At 53.5% G+C, this 18,365-nt stretch carries 11 protein-coding genes; 9 read left to right on the top strand and 2 right to left on the bottom strand.

The genetic code is table 11. The features are described 5' to 3' along the window. The first annotated feature begins 196 nt into the window (after positions 1-196). The 7 genes from VE954_RS11925 (at position 197) to VE954_RS11955 (ending at position 12,402) form a co-directional block, all read left to right on the top strand. The gene (locus VE954_RS11925; RefSeq protein ID WP_324952951.1) at positions 197-4,756 is read left to right on the top strand and encodes a kelch repeat-containing protein; all 4,560 of its coding nucleotides are present in this window, start codon (positions 197-199) and stop codon (positions 4,754-4,756) included. A gap of 144 nt (positions 4,757-4,900) precedes the next feature. Further along, on the top strand, positions 4,901-5,935 hold the full coding sequence (locus VE954_RS11930; RefSeq protein ID WP_324952962.1) for a M48 family metalloprotease: 1,035 nt from the start codon (positions 4,901-4,903) through the stop codon (positions 5,933-5,935). A 3-nt stretch (positions 5,936-5,938) separates the two neighbouring features. Continuing rightward, the gene (locus tag VE954_RS11935; RefSeq protein ID WP_324952963.1) at positions 5,939-7,180 is read left to right on the top strand and encodes a hypothetical protein; all 1,242 of its coding nucleotides are present in this window, start codon (positions 5,939-5,941) and stop codon (positions 7,178-7,180) included. A 10-nt stretch (positions 7,181-7,190) separates the two neighbouring features. Further along, complete coding sequence (gene greA, locus VE954_RS11940) at positions 7,191-7,667, top strand: transcription elongation factor GreA (protein WP_324952964.1); 477 nt, start codon at positions 7,191-7,193, stop codon at positions 7,665-7,667. Between the two features lie 173 nt (positions 7,668-7,840). After that, positions 7,841-8,689: a DUF2167 domain-containing protein gene (locus tag VE954_RS11945; RefSeq protein ID WP_324952966.1), complete on the top strand. Its 849-nt coding sequence runs from the start codon at positions 7,841-7,843 to the stop codon at positions 8,687-8,689. Positions 8,690-8,817: 128 nt separating this feature from the next. After that, positions 8,818-10,143, top strand: a complete 1,326-nt coding sequence (locus VE954_RS11950; RefSeq protein WP_324952968.1) for a sorbosone dehydrogenase family protein — start codon at positions 8,818-8,820, stop codon at positions 10,141-10,143. Between the two features lie 141 nt (positions 10,144-10,284). Beyond that, on the top strand, positions 10,285-12,402 hold the full coding sequence (locus tag VE954_RS11955) for an adenylate/guanylate cyclase domain-containing protein (protein ID WP_324952970.1): 2,118 nt from the start codon (positions 10,285-10,287) through the stop codon (positions 12,400-12,402). Positions 12,403-12,405: 3 nt separating this feature from the next. Here the strand turns inward: VE954_RS11955 and VE954_RS11960 are convergent, their stop codons facing one another. Then, positions 12,406-14,169 (bottom strand): AbgT family transporter, encoded by a 1,764-nt coding sequence (locus tag VE954_RS11960; protein ID WP_324952976.1) that lies wholly within the window; start codon positions 14,167-14,169, stop codon positions 12,406-12,408. A gap of 554 nt (positions 14,170-14,723) precedes the next feature. On the opposite strand from VE954_RS11960, the gene VE954_RS11965 reads away from it, so the two are divergent. Together VE954_RS11965 and VE954_RS11970 are read left to right on the top strand one after the other, a co-directional pair. After that, the gene (locus tag VE954_RS11965) at positions 14,724-15,242 is read left to right on the top strand and encodes a hypothetical protein (RefSeq protein ID WP_324952978.1); all 519 of its coding nucleotides are present in this window, start codon (positions 14,724-14,726) and stop codon (positions 15,240-15,242) included. A gap of 77 nt (positions 15,243-15,319) precedes the next feature. Further along, positions 15,320-17,089 carry a serine protease gene (locus VE954_RS11970; RefSeq protein ID WP_324952979.1) on the top strand — a complete coding sequence of 590 codons (1,770 nt, stop codon included), beginning with the start codon at positions 15,320-15,322 and terminating at the stop codon, positions 17,087-17,089. Here VE954_RS11970 and VE954_RS11975 read toward each other — a convergent pair whose 3' ends face one another. After that, positions 17,090-18,280 (bottom strand): hypothetical protein, encoded by a 1,191-nt coding sequence (locus VE954_RS11975; RefSeq protein ID WP_324952980.1) that lies wholly within the window; start codon positions 18,278-18,280, stop codon positions 17,090-17,092. Positions 18,281-18,365: the final 85 nt, after the last annotated feature.

An 18,365-nucleotide genomic window follows, 5' to 3' on the forward strand; every position in this document is an offset into this window, starting at 1 on the left:
GGAACGCTTGGAAAACCTGATTCTGAAAGAAATTGAAAATACCGGCGGGAAGCAAGCGGAAGCCTCGGAACCCTGAGCTCCGAACCAAGATGTAAGATTCCAGGAAGGCGCTGAAAAGCGCCTTTTCTTATTTAATCCAAAAACCCGCCGATAGCCTTCATGTGTTCATCTGTTTGCATAGCGGAGGGTTTCGCCTATGCGCGCTCTGACTGGATTATTACTGATTAGCCTTGGACTCAGCGGTTGTTTTAACATGCCGGTTCTGTCCAAAGGTAAAGTTTCAACTCTCGATGAAGCGCCGCGCCTGGCCGAGGCCGTGTCCTATAACACGACGAAAGCCATATCCACTTATGACCCCGCCTCCAAGGTGGCGACCACGATACCAGCCCCCAGCGGGGCCTTGTCCGGTTCCTCGGTAACGTTGCCCGCAGGGGCTCTGGCCTTTGCTGCAGAACTCGTTGTAGAGGAGGCTGTCCCCTTATCCCAGACGTCTGTGACCGGATCGTTATCGATCAGCGCTGATATTACCATCACGCCTGTCGGTGCCGGTTTGATTATCCGCCCAACGCAGGATGTGGACCTGACCCAGCCCCTGACGATTGCCATGCCTATCGATCCAACGGCCGGTCTGCGCAGCTGGCTTCAGCAGAGCTTCGGGTTGACCAACTCGAAATACTACACCGTCTTCTATAAGTACTATGTGGATGGTGAACTCAAAGCCGGTGTGATTCCTACCGCTGATTTGATTCTATCGGATACTGGCACGGTGCTGTTCAAGGGCTACTTCGGAGCCTACTGGCTGGCTGAAGTGAGCAGCCCGATTCTGGAAAAAATTGAAGTGACCAACGCGGATCCTATCATCAATAAGGATAACGTCGCGGTTGTGACCAGCACGGGTATGGTCACCGAAGCAGAAGTTGTAGCGAAAGCCTCCATTCCTCCTGTTGAATGGCTCGACATTGCCCTGAGTTTTGACGCTGCCCAACGTGCGGTCACAGCCACAGCGCACATAGCGGCGGGCCGGACCCTGAGTTCCTGCCAGGTGGACCTTTTTGAAAAAACCGACGCGAATTCCGGGGTCAACGTTGTTGCCGATGTTTCGCTAAAGGCGGTCCATGTTTTAACGAGGCAGGATGCGCACACACTTTATGCTCGCTTCCGCTGTATGGACGATCAAGCTCGTCAGGCCATGTCTCCCTGGAGCGCATCGGCCACGATTCCCGCGGTTGTCGCAGCGCCTGCTCCAGTCCCCGTTGCGACGAAGCCAGCCACAAATTTTTGTGGGTCCGAAACTCCTGCCATGCAGCTCATCCTGGACGCAAGTTCAGCGGGTTCAATGGGCACCACACGTTCCATGACGGCTCTTGGTTCCTGTTCTTATTCCGTGGATGTGGATACCCAGTGGGGCATGTCCTTTGGAATTCAAACAGCAGACGGCACCATACGCTGCTCGAGCAATGGTGTGCAGCTGGGCGAGCAGAACCTCACCTGTGCCGCGGCCTCCGCCGCGACACCAACCACCATGGTGCTGCCGCAGGGGAATTATACGATCAGGGTGGATTTTTCGGCGAGCGCCACCAACCCAAAACTTTCGGTAGCCCTGCAAAGCTGTGCCCTGGGCGACCTTTATCTTATGACTTCTTATGATCCCGTCACCTTTCCGGCTCCGACCGTTGCCCAACGCATGAATCATGTGGGTGGTTGCCAGTATCGGATCCAGGCGCCGAAACCAGCCGGCAGCACGTTTTACACACGCATTCAAAATCTGGATGGAACTTACTTCTGCGGTGATGGAACCTCGATGGCCCCCACCTCGCCCAAGTCCATCAGCTGCGGCCCGACTCCAGGTTCCTATATGCAAACAGCAGGTGCCTTTGCCGCTGGCTTTCAATATCTGTTAAATCTGGGCGCCAACCTCGATTGGAATGGTCAGCCCACCACAGCCCATTTTATATTTCCCATGGAAACTGATCTCTGTATGGAAAATCGGTACCTGCTCGGACCAACCGCCGTCGGCAACGCCCGTCAGCCCGGGGTGAACAATTTCCGCAAAGGCGCTTCCTGCAATTTCAATTATTCGTTCATTCAAAGTGGAGCGACCCTCACACCCTTCTTTATTGGGGTTGGTGAAGGCACGGAAAAATGCGGTGTGGCGCCTGCGACCGGGCTCAGCAATTACGTGACCCTGGACTGTACAGCATCAGCCGTCGCCATCGACATGCAGCCTTGGATTTATGCCAATACCGCGTTTCGCTTCAATCTCTATAGCGATCCCGTGACGGGTAAACCCAGCTATATGGATGTTGCGACCGTTAACAACATCTGTCCCGATGCGTTCTATGCGGTCAAGAATAGTACAGCAGGATTCTATCCCGATGCACAGAAGGCTCTGACGGAAATCCAGGAATGTGTTTATCAGTATGACTGGACACCGACCGCCAGCAATCGCACTTTGTCGTTTGTGCAAGGCTCGTGGCCAGCCCAGCGCTGCGGCAAGTTCAATGGCTTTTCGAACCCGGCTGTGGGCGGACCTGCGGTTGATTTCGTGTGTAACATGCATTACTCCATGACCCAGGATTTCCCGTTCACTCCGGCCGGTGTGGTCGATGGCCAAAAGTATAAAGTGAATCTCGATTTACGTCTGGGTCTTGATAATGCCAAGATAAGCGTCGCCAACCATTCTGCGCTCACCTGTCCCGATCTGCATGTGGTCGGTTTGAACGGCTTGAGCTATGCTGATCCGAGCAATCGGATGTCACGAACCGGCGATTGCAATTATATCTATCAATTCAAAACTCCCGCCTCGGCCCTAAACCCCTATATGCGGATAACAGACGGCAGCACGTTTGAATGCGGACGCGATATTTATGCTGCCTATGCGTACCCCACCACCGGTGGGCACACTGTTCCCCTGGCCTGTGGGCCCGGTCCTGCAAATGATGTTTTTCTGGATATCTATCCCTCGCAACATTATCAGCTGAACGTCCATTACGATACGTCTGGGAATTCCAGAATATCTCTGAGTACTATGGGCCAGAGCTGCCCTTTATCCACATTTGATGGACCAGCCGCCGTGGACCAGAACGCTGTCTACACGGCAGGCTTCACGGGTGTCGAGAACTGTGTGGAAGAGATGCTGTGGGTCCCGAACTCAAGCGTCAGTACGTTCCGATTGAGCTCGAATTACTATGGTTATGCCAACATCTGCGGTTTGAACAGCGGCTCGTCGCAGATCAGTCTTGTTGGGGCTCCCTCCGACGCCATCTGCAATATCTTCAACGTGACCCAGGCCACCAATTTTTCAGTCCTCGAAGGCGTCAGTCCGGGCTCGAAATATCTGGTGCGATTGGATCGCAGCGGCTCAGCTTTCGCGCCGCCCAAAATTTCGATCCGTCCTGTGAACCACATCGCCATGAATCCCATGGGGACCTTTGCTGGTGGTTCGAGCAACTACAATGTACCGACGACTCTTGCGTATCCTGGTTCCCGTCTTGCTTCAGCATCCTGGTCACATCCGTCAAGCCCTTACAAATATCTATTTGGTGGATATGGGGTCAATTCTGGCGCCGGCCATGGTTTCCTGTCTGACCTGTGGCGCTTTGATAGCACCACGCAGACCTGGGCTTTGCTGCCAACCAACGATTACGGCTATGAGTACGGTGTCACCATCACTGTGGGTACGTTCCATCCCAACAATCGTCCCAGCGCCCGACAGAATCCCATCGCCGTGTTTGATCCGAGTGGTGCTGGCAAACTCTGGATGTTCGGGGGCGTTGGCCTTACGAACAACTATCAAGTCGGTGAGCTCAACGATCTTTGGGTTTATGATTTAGGTTTAAATGAATGGGCCTTGATGAGCGGAAATGTGAACGCTGTGAACGTATCCGGTGTCATGGGCACGCCCGGGGTCCCTTCGAACTCCAACTTCCCCGGTGGTCGCCACATGGGGAATGGCTGGGTCGATGCGAGCGGCAGAATCTATATCTTTGGCGGCCAAGGTCTGCCGGATTATACGTCGGGAATGGCGGGAACAGTCGGAACGCTTAACGATATGTGGGTTTATGATCCCACCACGGGTTATGCGTCCTCCACCTGGACTTTCCTTGCCGGGGATAATTCTGTGCACACGCCGGGAACCGCGAGTCTTCCTTCGAGTCGCCGCGCGGCGATGTCCTGGACCAGTGCGGCGGGACACTTCTGGATTTTTGGTGGCTATGGCTTTGCTTTGAATGTTACGCAAGGTCCGCCCAGTGGTTTTCTAAGTGATATGTGGTCGTTCAATCCATCGAACCAGACCTGGACCCGACGTGGCGGTCCCGATTTCGCTGAGGGGCAAGGCCGCGGTGGATTGCGCGGCGTAAGTTCAGCTCATATTTGGCCTCCGGCTCGTGGATCTTCGGCCTTCTGGAAAAGTCCTGATGGCAAGTTCTGGCTCTACGGCGGTGAGGGGCAAACCGGGAATTACGGTGGCTTTGCCATGCTCAGCGATGTGTACAGATTTGATCCGGCCACCATGCAATGGACCTGGGTCAGTGGTTTTACTCATGCACCGATGGGTTTCCAAACGTCCTATCCCTATCATCCCAGTGATTTTGGAACGTTTGGTGTGCCCGGATCGACGACTAAACCTGGCTCGCGGATTCAAGCCGTTGCCTGGCCTGATGCGAGCGGCAATGTTTGGATCTTCGGTGGGCTCGGTGTCAATTACTGGTCGACGAGCGGCTATCTGCAGGACCTTTGGTATCTTGATTTCTAATCCATAAATCCTCTGCGGGCGCAGGACTTTGACTCCTGCTCCCGTCCCCCATCTGCCTTTCGCAACTCCAGTCGGGTACAATATAGGTTGAACCACTCCACTTTCGGTCGAGTTGGGTTGCCCTCTATTCCCAGGAGAATGGCGATGCACAATCAGAAGCCGTCGCGGCCGCGCGATTTCCTGGCCTTCGGTCTCTTCCTGGTCCTCATGGGTTCATGTTCGATGAGCGCGAAACCCAAGCCGGACCCAATGGAAGCGAAACCGGATGCCGAGCAGCAAAAGAAACTTGATGAAGCGCGAGCCGAGTTGGAAATCGGTCGCAACATGGCCGGTCGTCTTTTAAAATTCTATGGCGCTTATCCCGATGAAAAGCTGGTGCGCTATGTGAATGAGGTTGGCAACTTCGTCGCCCGCTACAGCGAATTTCCTGAGCGCCGCTACATGTTTGAAGTCTATAACAGCGAGACGGTCAACGCGTTTGCCTGTCCCGGTGGTTATATCCTGATTTCACTCGGAGCCATCAAGAACGCTTCGAATGAAGCCGAGCTCGCCCACGTCCTGGGTCACGAGGTGGCCCATGTCGGACACAAGCACATGTACAACGCCTTGAACAAAATGAGCCAGGACGAGCTGGAAAAGAACGCGACTGCGGGTGCCAAAGCCTCGGAAATTCCTGAAGCCGTCAAAGCCCGCATGCGACCCGAACCCGAGGAATCCGAGCTGGGCTCCACGGTGGCCAAATATCTGTCGGGCAGCACCGCAGGTTTAAATCTTTTGCAAGCGGCCAAAGCCGGTATGTCGGTGATTATGGAAAAAGGCCTCGGCGCGGAATTGGAATTCGCCGCGGATCGCGAGGGAACCCGTTATGCCATCGGCGCCGGCTACTATCCCAAGGCGCTGATCAATTTCCTGTGCCGCATGGAAGTCAGCCGCGGCAAGCCCAAGGATTACTGCCTGAAGGATGCTGTCGCCAAGGGTGAACCCACCAGCATTTTAGATAAAACACACCCGGCTGTGCCCTTACGCGTCAGCAATGTCAAGGCGGTTCTGGTCAGCATGAAGGCCGATGAAATCATCGGCGCCAAAGGTAAAAAACGTTTCATGGTGATGAAGGAACGCACTCTCAAACCCACAGCGAAAAAAGCTCAAGTCGATACCGAAACGGAAGGAAAGGAATAACCGATGCGTAACTCCTGGCGTTTGATTTTGATCGGCTGCAGCTTTTACGGTCCTCGGGTCCTCGCGGACCAGTATCATTATCACAATTTGGTCGTGGGTGAGCGCGCCATGGGCCTTGGCGGAGCTTTCGGTGCAGTTGCCGACGATGCCTCCGGGGTTATTTATAATCCAGCTGGCTTGGGCTTTGCTCTGTCGAGTGATATCTCGGGTTCTGCCAATGCCATCTATTCGAAGAAGACCGTTTATAAAAAGACCCTGGCCAACGATGATTTTACCGAGAAAAGTAGCGGAACCCTTTCCCCTTTCTTCGGTGGCCTGCAGAAGCTCGACAATACCATGCAGGGTCTGGCGGTCGCTTTCTGCATGTATTCTCTGGATTCCGAACTCAAGGATCAGGACGACGTCATTGAAAATATTGGTTCGCTGCAGCGCTTCCACCGAACCTCCAACATCCGTTCCAACACCACGGGTTATGGGATTGGTGCTGCGAAACGTCTGAGCGGCAATTTCTCGCTGGGCGTGTCGCTGAGCTGGATCGTGATCGATGAACTCGTCCAGGAATATCAGGATGTGCAGTATTCCACTGGCGCTTTCCTGGCTCAGAACATCCGCACGCGCCTGACCGGCTCGGGCATTGATTCCGCTCTGGGTGCCCAGTATGCCGTAGGCAGCCTTTCCTTCGGTGTCACCCTGCGTTTGCGTAATCTCGTCGACGAGAATTATGAAATCGGTGGTGACGTCAGCACCAACATCGCCACAGGCAACACGCCTGGGGATACCGTGCGGGCTAATACCAACGATAAATTCGAAGAACCCCTCAAGGATCTGCCCACGGAAGTGCGGGCCGGCGTTGCGTGGTTTCCCTCAGCCGTGGTTCTATGGTCCTTTGACGTAATTCATAATACAGAGGCCGAGGGTGACAATTTCAAGCGGGAAGCGGTTACCAACTTTGCAACAGGGACCGAATATTATATAACTCCCTCAATCCCCGTGAGGGCTGGCATCTTTACGAATTACGATACCAGACCTGAAGTCGAAAGTGGAAAGATGAACCAACCGGACCACATCGACTACACAGGGTATTCTTTGTTCTTCGGCTGGGTACAGCCAAACAGTCAGGTATCGGGTGGCTTGGTTGTCCAGGACGGCGAAGGCAAAGCCCAGAAGATTGGCAGGTCAACCAACATCCAGACTGTGGAGTCCCGGTCGTATACGTTTGCCATATCGGCAACTCACAGTTTTTAGAGGTGGCAAGATGGCTACAGAAACCGTCCCTTTCACGCCCCAGGGATATGCAACCCTGAAGGCGGAATTGGACACCTTGAAGTCGGTGGAACGACCCAAGGTGATTCAGGAGATTGCTGACGCGCGCGCGCATGGTGACTTGAAAGAAAATGCTGAATATCACGCGGCCCGTGAAAAGCAGAGCTTCATCGAGGGCCGGATTACCATGCTTGATGATCAGATTGCGCGAGCCAATATTATTGACTTCAGCGGTGATAAGCCGGATCAGGTGAAGTTTGGTGCGTTTGTCACTATCGTCGATGAGGATAGTGGTGAAGAAAAAACGTTTCATATCGTAGGTGATTTGGAAGCTGATATCACCCGCAACAAGCTCTCGATTGGGTCGCCTCTTTCCAAAGCTTTGATGGGTCGCCGCCCTGGTGATACCGTGGAAGTCACAGTCCCCAGAGGCACCAAAGAATACTCCATCGTTCGCCTCTCCTATTAAGCTCCCATTCCGATAGCCTGAGCCCCCAATCCTGGACGCATGCCCTTGCATGTGTCTCGGGGTTCAGGACTGTCCTATGCTTTGACACCCAATTTGCAATCATTTCCATGACTTAGTACGTGGCATAGCTCCTGTATAAGGATACTTACCTGTTGATGCTGAGGGACTTGCTCATGATGTACTTGCGTAGGCTATTTCTGTTTACCGTAGCTGTGTTTTGTCAGTTTCCATCTCATGTTGCGCTCGCTTCCCAACTCTATCGCATGGATAATGAGCATTTCTCCTTGCGACTGGACGCGAATCATCGTTTCATCAATGCCGAAGAAACTGTCCGTATTATGATTAAAGACTGGGGCAATCCCGCGTCTCATGTCATGGAACAAAATCCCCTCGGCATGATTGTCGACAAAAGTTTTCCGCAGGGATCCAACTGGGGCATTGTCATCACGGCCTCGCACGACGGTCATGTTCCCGATAAGGATGCCAAACGCATCGATGATGGCAATCTCCTGACCATCATTCGTAAGGAATATCTGCGGATGAACAAGCAGAGAAAAGCCGCGGGTTCCGCGCCTGTCACCAGTCTGGACTGGGCCTTGGCGCCGGAATATGACCGCGAATCCAACCGCATCACCTGGGCCAAGGAAATCGGCTTTGGCAAGACTGGAACTCTGACTTTGAATTATGCCGTGCGACTCCTGGGTCGTGAGCATGCGATCCATATGAATGCCGTTGGCAGTCGGGAACACATGGATGCCATCACCCGCACCATGACCGTGGTGTTGGCTGGATCGACTTTTGACGAGGGCTATCGCTATAGCGATTTTAATGCCCGCCAGCATCGGACCGCCGATTACGGTTTGGTTGCTCTGATCGCAGGACAGCCCCGACTGAAGCCCCAGCCCCTGCAAAACCTCTGGAAAAACCTCAGCGGTGCCCCCAACCTTGCGATCGCCGCCCTATTTGGATTGACCGTGGCCTTGGGCCGTTGGTTGACGCGTCGTCGCCTTCCTGAATTTTAATCCTCGGTCCTGTCTTCTGAGTCTTCCGTCTTCCTTCTTCATCTCCCAGCATGCCCTTGCGACCGACAAGGGCTGGCGAATTCCTTGCACTGCAGCGAGGGGTATGTGATCAACTGGGAGAATCCACTATGAAAAAATTTGCCAATATGTGCCTTCTTACGGGCAGTCTGCTTCTTATCAATAACTGCAAAAACGACGATGATGATAACAAGGATGTCGCCCCGCCCGAACAGGGTCAGGAGACCATCGGCCTGACGGATGGCCTGCCGGCGCCGGATGTGGCTCACGATGCCAAAACCCTGAGCAAGGTCCTGGGCTGGCCCGCCGATAAAAAGCCCGTCGCACCTGCTGGTTTTGAGGTGAAGGAATTCGCCGGCGGCCTCGATAATCCGCGCAACACCTACGCGTTGCCGAACGGAGATATCCTGGTTGTGGAATCCAACACCAAGGGCAAGGGTCCCCAGGAAGAAAACCTGGATGCAAACAAAGCGGCCCGTCGCGGAACGAGTGCCAACCGCATCACGATCCTGCGTGATACCAATGCCGATGGCGTTGCAGATTCACGGAATGCCTTTCTTTCGGGTTTGAATCAACCCTTTGGAGTGGCGCTGGTCGGTGAACAGCTCTTTGTGGCCAACACCGACAGTCTTATGGTTTACCCTTATAAAACCGGTGATCTGAGCATCAGCGCCCCAGGCAAAAAAATTCTCGATCTGCCTGCCGGTGGATATAACAATCATTGGACCCGTAATCTTCTGGCGAGTCCCGATCAAACTAAAATTTATATTTCGGTCGGTTCCGCCAGCAATCATGCGGAACATGGTCTGACGGAGGAAACCCGTCGCGCGAATATTTTGCAGGTGAATCTGGATGGCAGCGGCGAAAAAATCTCTGCCAGCGGCCTGCGCAATCCCGTCGGCATGGACTGGAACCCTTCCACGCAGGAACTCTGGACCGTGGTGAATGAGAGGGATTTGCTAGGGGATGACCTGGTTCCCGATTACCTAGCTCAGCCGAAGGAAAACGGCTTTTACGGATGGCCCTTCTCGTATTTTGGGAACAACCTCGATCCTCGCGTGCTCAATCAGAATCCTCAATTGGTTGCGTCCGCGATCGTTCCCGATGTGGCCCTCGGTGCGCATACCGCTTCTTTAGGTCTGGCCTTCGCTCGTGGTGAGGCGCTGCCGGAAGCTTACCGTCAAGGCGCTTTGATCGCCCAGCATGGTTCGTGGAATCGGACCACCATTGCGGGCTATAAAGTTGTCTTTCAACCCTTCAAAGATGGCAAACCCACAGGCGCATTGCAGGACTTCCTGACTGGCTTCGTCGTGAACCCGTCAACAGCCGAGGTTTATGGACGTCCCACCGGTGTGCGTGTTTTGGATTCAGGCACCATCCTGGTGACCGATGACTCCGGTGACAAGATCTGGTCTGTTCTGCCCATCAAACAGTAAGCACGGTCCGAATTGAGTGCCAGCCCGGCACTCAGCCTTCATTCTTACCTTTGTGAAATATGGAATCCAGCCCATCAATTCTTCACGTCGAAAACCGAAGAAACCCAAGCGGTATCATTTGTAGAGCGACTGGAATATCAATTGCTGAACTCGCTGCACAAGTTCTGGCTGACAAGCCTCATCGGGTTCTGGATCATGCCCTTGCATGGTGCGGAACCGGCGACGAGTTATGATTGGAACGACCGGATTTCCACCTATCGCGCTTATTGGGATGATCCCCGACCTCTTCTGGCCGAGGGAGCGCAGCTGCTGTCCACCCTTGACCCCGAAAAAGAACCTCAACGTTGGCTGCAGGTCTTTAGCGCCTATGGGATGGCCAATGATTTCGTGCATGAGACGCCGGGGATTGACAACCATCTGCGTACGGCCAAACGTATCGCCACGAAGCTCGGTCTTTGGGAACTCATGATCGATACGCTCATTATCGAAGCTGCCTTTACCGAATCACTCACGCCGGAAAGTCCTGCGGATTTGTTAGCTGAATATGGACTCAACCCTGCGGTTCCTTATGAACGAGCTTTGGCTCTGGCTATTGAACATAATTCCACGCGCAACCGCTATCTGGTGGTACGCAACTACATGAGCTACCTCAGGAATAATGGTCAATCCACCCGCGTCATGCAGCTGCTGGAACACGCAGCCCGTGATGTCAACACAGCTGAAGATTTCGCGGATATTGATCGTCTGAACCTTAAAAAGAATCTCGTCTTTCTCTATAAGATCGCTAACCATGATGCCGGCGTGATTCAGCTGCAGCAGGAGCTGGCGGAAAACTGTCACACCGTTCCATTTCGAACGTTTTGCACCTATATGCTATATGACTACGGAGTTCTTCTGGCCTCGGGCCGGGTTCCCCTCGACTTTGTCCGGGCTGAGACGGTGCTGGAAAAAGCCGAACAGATGGCGGCCGAGTTGAACGATTCCTCGATCATAAGCTTGATTCATCTTTCGTTGTCCCAGATTGCCGATCAGATGAAAAACCCGGAAGCTGCCATCCGACATGCGCAACAAGCGGCCGAGTTTGGAAGCAAGGTCGGTGCCTATTCGATCATCGGCGACGCCCGCCTGTCCGAGGCGAAAAATCTGCGTCGCTTGACACGCTACACGGAAGCGCTCAGGGTTCTCACTGAACTCAATAAGGAATTACCCGGCCATCTTTATCTTCAGCAGGCCGCTTTACACAACCTATTGGCCGATATTCATGCCGACCTGCAAGCCTGGCCAGAAGCTTATGCCGATCGGACCCGACAGGTTCAGTTCGAGAAGAAATTCCTGCAGGAACGTGGTCAGGAAAACTTTTCTGAGCAGGTGGTTCGACTTGGACTGCAGCTGGAACAGGAAAAAAATAAAGCCCTGACATCGGCCAATGAACTGCAGGAACGCAAGCGGAAGACCATTGTCATCATGACCCTTGCCGTGATTCTGATCGCTCTCTGTCTTTTGCTGGGCCTCGTCTGGGTGAGCCGCAAGAACCGGGAGATTCGTAAACTGAATCGATTTATCGAGACGCAGGTCCTGCAGCGCTTTCTGCCACCTAAAATTGTTGGTGATATCCTGGCCGGCAAAAGTCAATTGGAGCAGACGGCCCAAAGCCGGGTTGTCACTGTTCTCTTCGCTGATCTTGTGAGTTTCACCGCATCAGCCGAACGCATGCAGCCCCAGGATCTGACCGAGCTGCTCAACCGCTTTTTCGCGGATATGAGCGAAGTCGTGTTCGAACATGGAGGCGTCATCGATAAATTCATAGGCGACGCGATCATGGTCGTCTTTGGGGCGCCGCAGGAGTTGTCAGCCGAAGAGCAGGCGGAATTCTCCACCCGCTGTGCCGTGGGCCTGCTTGCATGTCTGGAGCGCTTGAACGAGGAATGGCGGCAACGCTTCGATATAGCCTTTGCCATGCGGATCGGTATCCATCAGGGCCCGGGTGTGGTGGGAACCTTTGGCAGCAAAAGACGGTCCGATTATACCGTTATCGGCCACACAGTGAATCTTGCATCACGCATTGAAAGCCAGGCATTGCCCAACCAGATTCTGGTTTCTGAAACGATCGCCCGCTTCCTGGCTGAAGACAGAAAATCCCATGTGGGAAGTTTCCGCCTTAAAGGCATTGAGCAACCCGTGGCTCTCTTCGCCGTTGAAAATTCACGCCTTGATACACCCACCCCGATATCACATTCGCCTTTGAAAAAGTCGTCGTGATGATCAGGTGCCCTGTGGCAGGTAATGAATCGGAGCGTCAGTGCCCAGTGGCCAGCCCAGAAAGTACCAGGCCATCAAAAAGGCTGTCCACACCACAAAAAAGACCAGAGTATAGGGCACCATGAGGGAGATCAGTGTGCCAAGTCCTGCCTGCGGCCGATATTTATGCAGCACCGCGAGAATAATAAGCAGGTAACTGTTCAGTGGCGTGATGATGTTGACGACCGAATCGCCAATGCGATAAGCAGCCGTGGTTAACTCCGGACTCATGCCCACCATCATGAACATGGGAATAAAAATAGGCGCCATCACCCCAAACTTGCTCAGCATCCCGCTCATGGCAAAGTCGCCCAGGATCACGACCAAAATAAAGGCTATCAAAAGCAGGGGGACGGGCAGATCCACCTGGACCAGCAGGGAACCCCCGGCGTAGGCCAGCATGCGGTCCAGGCCCGTAAACTTCAGTGACTCCACAAACTGAGCCAGGAAAAACATAATAACGAGGACAGGAACAATCGAACGAATGCCGTGATACAGACCTTCGATGAATTCCTTCTGGCCGTGAATCTGCCGGCTGACAAAACCATAGACGAGACCGGGAAAGAAAAAGATACAAAAGATCATGGGCACGATCACCTGGGACCAGCGATCACCAGCTCGCTCCACCGCGCGCAAAGTTCCTGTGAAACCTGGCTGCAATGCTCCGGAAGGGCCTTCCAGGAGAAGGTGACCGGAAGCCAATGTGGGTTGACCTGTTCCATGGAGCGGCATATCGGGGATCAGAATCAGCGCGAGAAAAATTGCAGCGATCGCCACCATGGTGACCAGAGACAAGGCCAGGGCCTTTTTTTCGTGACCTTCAAGGCTCAGCTGATTCAGAGTTTGGGTGTCCTGCTCGCGATTGAATTCTGCAGCTCTGAGCAGTCTGGGTTCGATAATCCTGTCGGTCACAAACCAGCCCGCCAGCATGACAATCAGAGCCGATCCTGCTTTGAAATAAAGGTTGTGCGTGATGTTCACGGTATACGTGGGATCGAGCACATGCGCAGCACTGGTGGCAAAACCGGCCAGCGCTCCATCACCGCCGGTCGGAAAAAAGCCGCCTCCAAAACCGCCGGACACTCCCGCAAAAGCCGCAGCCAGACCCGCAACGGGATGCCGGCCGACGGCAAGATAAAGGGCAGCAGCCAAGGGTGGCAGGATAATATAACCGGCGTCACTGGCCACCGAGGAGTTGGCGCCGACCAGAACAATGACCGGCGTCAGCAGACGTCGTGGTGTGGCGAAGGCCAGAAATCGCATCAGCGCACTGAAAAAACCAAAGCGTTCCGCAAAGCCAATGCCCAGCATGGCGACGAAAATCAAAGCCAGCGCCGGACTGCGGGTGAAATTCCCAAGCATGGATGAAAAAAACCAGTAGATGCCCTCCTTGGTCAAAAGACTGCGGGATCCAATGGGCTCTCCATGGGGCGCGAGCGAGCGTTCCACCTTGCCATCCGCGGATCGTTTTGGCTCCCGTAGGGGCTGGCCGCTGGCATCCACAAGCGGCTGGCCCGAGCTATCCAGCTTTTCCTGCGTAGCAATGACGAGTTTTTGCGGCTGAACCTGCCAACGGGCGGCAGATCCCCAGGCGGAAAGGACAAAGACCAAACCCGTAAGTATGGTGAACAGTATAACCGGTTCAGGAAGCAAGTTTCCAACGCGTTCGATGAGATCTAGAAAACGCTCAGATCGAGAAACCCGCTTGCCAGAGGATGCCTGCGTCATGACGAAGCCCTTTAGTTGCTGCTGGGAGTTGAATAGCCTTAGGCAAGCTAATGGGTACTTCATGACAGGAATCTAAGAAAGAGATAAGCAGGTCAGACCCGCTCTGCATTTTCAATTGCGATGATCGAGCCTATTAAACTCAATATCAGAACTAACGTTTACAGTTTGAGTTGGAGATAACAACTGCTGGCCCAATTTACTCGTCTGCAACGATCATGTCGCAAAAATCAGATGAAGCAGAGTAATATTATGTAAGAGTCGTGATTGAAGTTCGCGCCAGGATTCCCAGGGGGAGACTCATCCACACCTTCGCATGACGGAAGTTTTTTCAAAGTCGCGATCCCTTGCATCCTGATATTTTACTCTCTTTGTCCTGAGAGCTGGACGTCAAGCTTTGAGTTTCGGACATAAAACTCACACTCGCGCTCGGGTAAAAATTCAAACCCGTGAATGCTCAAGGATTTTATTCTTGGCCTTCGAATTGCTTTGACCGGAGTCGACCGACAGGTGTCGGTGAAAAGTAAAAGTAAAAGTAGATTGTAGGAGACAGCACTATGTTTTTGAAAAAAATGTCCGTCGCAACTTTGATTTTCGCAACCGCATACTCCAATGTTTCATTTGCACAAAATTTGAACGTAGCCGAAATAGAGCCCTTGCTCGCCCCTATCGAAGGTGACGTTGAAGTCGAGCTCGACGCGAGCGACCTGATTGCTGAAGCTGAAATGGATAATTTCGTTAGCATCCTGGAAGCCATGCCCGAAGACCTTCAGCAGCTTCCTATGAACCACTCTGAGGTCATTAGCCACCTGAACGAGCATGTTGCTTTCTATAGCGCAGGCCAGGATCGCTTCTCGTGGGCCTGCACCAAGGCTGTTGCCGGATTCGCGATCTCGACAGGGATCCCAGTCTCAAAGGTTTGGAACGCATTGAAGGCAGCAAAGGCAGTTGCCGGCTCGTGGAAGGGCGTTGCCAAAATGTTGAGTAAGGGAGATTTTTCGGGGGTAGGAAGCGAATACCTTAGTATCCTTAAAGAGCTGATAGGCATCGACTCCATCATTAAAGAATGCTTTTAAATTTTTCCCAGGCGGCAAGTCCGCCGGGGCGTCTTCAATTCATGCCAGGATAGATTTTCAAAGAGGTCGGCGACATCATGCTCCATTTCCAGCTTCTATTGACTCTACCCTGTCTTTTCCTGATCCTTGCGTGCCGAGGTGAACCGCCTTCGATTACAAAGATCGTTGGTGGAAGATCCGCGCAAGGTAACTACGAGTTCTACGTAGCTCTGCATCCGAGTCGTGATTCCAAGAGCATCTTCTGCGGCGCGACTCTCCTAGGAAAGAATGTTGCTGTGACAGCGGCTCACTGCATTCACGATACGCGCCGTCCCTCCCTCATGGTTGATTTGGGAAAGGACGGTCGCTACGAAGGTGAGCCTGATCGTATGCGTCCTGTCAAAGCTGTCCTTCCCCATCCTGACTATAACCCCGCAACGAAAGAGAATGACATCGCCCTCCTTTTCATCGAATCCCGGGACGATGATTCGAATGCCACGACCATGATTTTAGATCATGCTCAAGACCCTCTATCCAACCAGCTCCGGGTCATCGGTATGGGCAACACGAGTTCCCTCGGTATTCTGGAAACAGCGATTTTGCGGGAAGTGGGTGTCCAGCTGTTGGATGGCGAGATTTGTGAAGCTGCTCACCAGAAATTCGGTGAAAAAATTGTGTGCGCGGGCAGCCTTGAAGGTGGCAAAGACGCGTGTCAGGGTGATTCCGGAGGACCCCTTTTTGTGCCATCCAGCGGCTTGGAACCAGCGCGCTTCATTGGGATCGTGAGTCACGGCGAAGGTTGTGCCCAAAGAGGTCGACCCGGAATATACACCCGAGTTTCCTCGTATGCTGCCTGGATCCAAAGCAGCATTCAAAGGTTTGAAGATTCGTCTTCCGCTGATCCGACAGCCATCCTGAAACTTGTCCGCAACTCGTGCTATGCGAAGCCGCGGGACGTTCAATCCATCCAGGGCGATGGCGTGCGGATGATCGTTCAAAGGCGAGTTGATTGGGAATGGGACTCTACCGTCCCGCTGCCCGCTGATCAGGATTGGGATTCTGTGCGCGCCAGAGACGGTCTTGTTGAACTGGATCGTTGCCGAACGGCGATCGACGGTCTAGGAATCGAACTGGTCTTTGCGAAACCTTTATCAGGACAAGCGATATACCGAGTATTCGTACGGGTAGAGACCGATTGGTTTGAAATGCAGTCCCGAATCGGGACCTTTGTTCGATGGGATTGTACCATCAAGGGGACGCGCTTTAGGACTCTCACCGCAGCGGCGAGTCCGGACGAGTCCGACCTTACTTCGCTTAAAATAGACGGCGTACCCTACACGCTAAAAAATATCGGTGCCGAGCCTGAAAACCTTGTCGGGATCGTCGATTGCCATGGCGCCGGTCAGAGCCTGGTGCTGGCCGAAGCACCCGGCACGCAAGAGCTTTATGTGAAAGTCACGTCGGATGCTTTTGCGCGGCCTCAATTCTATCAACTGATCAACCCAGGCTTGAAGCCTTCTTCGTTTTTCCGCGTGGAATTCCTGCCCTTGGACAGCATGAACGGAGTTCTGGATATCACCCTGAACGCCCATGACGACCTCTACAGCTGGAAGCTGAGCTGTAACTTCGAATTTTCTTTGAAAGATCCTTCAGGATCTTCATATCCTGCACAAGAGGTGGAAGGCTTTTGGAGCATCGTCTTCGAAAGTCCGACCGATAGGAACGGCAGCATGATGCAAGGGGAATCCAAGCGTTTTGAGATTCACACGCCCCATATGGCACTATCTGAATTGTCGACAAAGGTATGCATTATCAATGGCTATGTCGTGACGATGTTCAACAAAGGCCCCGTAACGGGGCCTGCATAATCACTGGGCAGGTTTCAAACGGAAGAGGCCCTGATTGCCCGCATCACTCGTAAAATAAAGGGCACCATCGGGACCGAAGGCGAGGCCAACAGGTCGGGCCCAGCGGGATCCATTGCTATCATCCTGAAAACCGTAGACCAGGTCACTGGCCACCGACGTCGAGGCTGTTTCTCCCAAAGCAATGGAAACGATGCGAGGTTCGCGGCGTCCGGCGAGATCACCGATTGCGGTGCCGCTGGGTGGCGTTCCCCACGAACCGTGAATGGCTACAAAGGCCTGACCAGCAAAGCGACCGTTAAAATCCTTGGCCTTGGGGAACGCGACAGCCATGGGTGCGCTGCGAGCCGGAAGCAAGGCGGCTGGACTTTTCACTTCGCTGATGGGACGAGGCGGTGTGGCGGAAATACAGGTATCACGGGTGACTTTGCCTCGGACCGTTTGGAACCAGGGCATGCCGAAGAAATCGCCTTCCTCGATGGCAACAAAGACTTCCTTGGGTTCATCGAAACCCTGGTGATCGGGACCGTTGTTGCTTGCATACAGAATGCCGCTGGCGGGATCCCAATCGAAGCCGACTGGGTTTCTCAAACCGGATCCAAAGGGTTTGAGGACGGGTTTCGCACCCGTTTCGTCGAGCACCATCACACCACCGCGGCGTTGGTTGAAGGGATAATCAGGGCTGAGATATTCGTTGGAGCAATTGCCGGTGATCCCATAAGCAACATAGACTCGATTATCAGGACCGACCCCAACCGTCCGACTGTTATGGCCGCCACCACCGGGAAGAGCTTCCACGAGAGTGAAGTCTGACCTGGAATAGACTCGTCCTGTCTGATAAATGGCGCGGTAGAGTCCACCGGTTTCGGCCAACCAGATTTCCTCACCGGCTGCGGTCTGGCGGAATGCGACACTGTGCGGGTAACCCCCAAACTGAATGGCGGCTTCAGCTTTTTTGTAGGGTGCTTTTAAACGATAAACAGTTCCCGAATTGGAGCCTACCAACAGGTCACCGTTGCTGGCAAAGGCCATAAAGCGTGGTCCTTGCATCTCGGTGTTCAACACTTCAATGGTCGTGTTTTCAGGAATATTCAGTGTGTACGTCTTATTATTGACCGTGAGAGTTGCGGCGGAGGCCATGCAAGGCAAACACAGCAAGCTGCTCAGGATCAAGCGTGATAAAGGATGCTTCATCGTTACTCCCGTTTACTGTAAAAATTCATAAGAGGTTTCCACCTCCATGCATACAGCAGTCCCCAGATGCAGGCAACTGAGCCCA

Origin of the sequence: Oligoflexus sp. (assembly GCF_035638955.1) — a bacterium.
In the GTDB taxonomy this organism is placed as follows: Bacteria; Bdellovibrionota_B; Oligoflexia; order Oligoflexales; family Oligoflexaceae; genus Oligoflexus.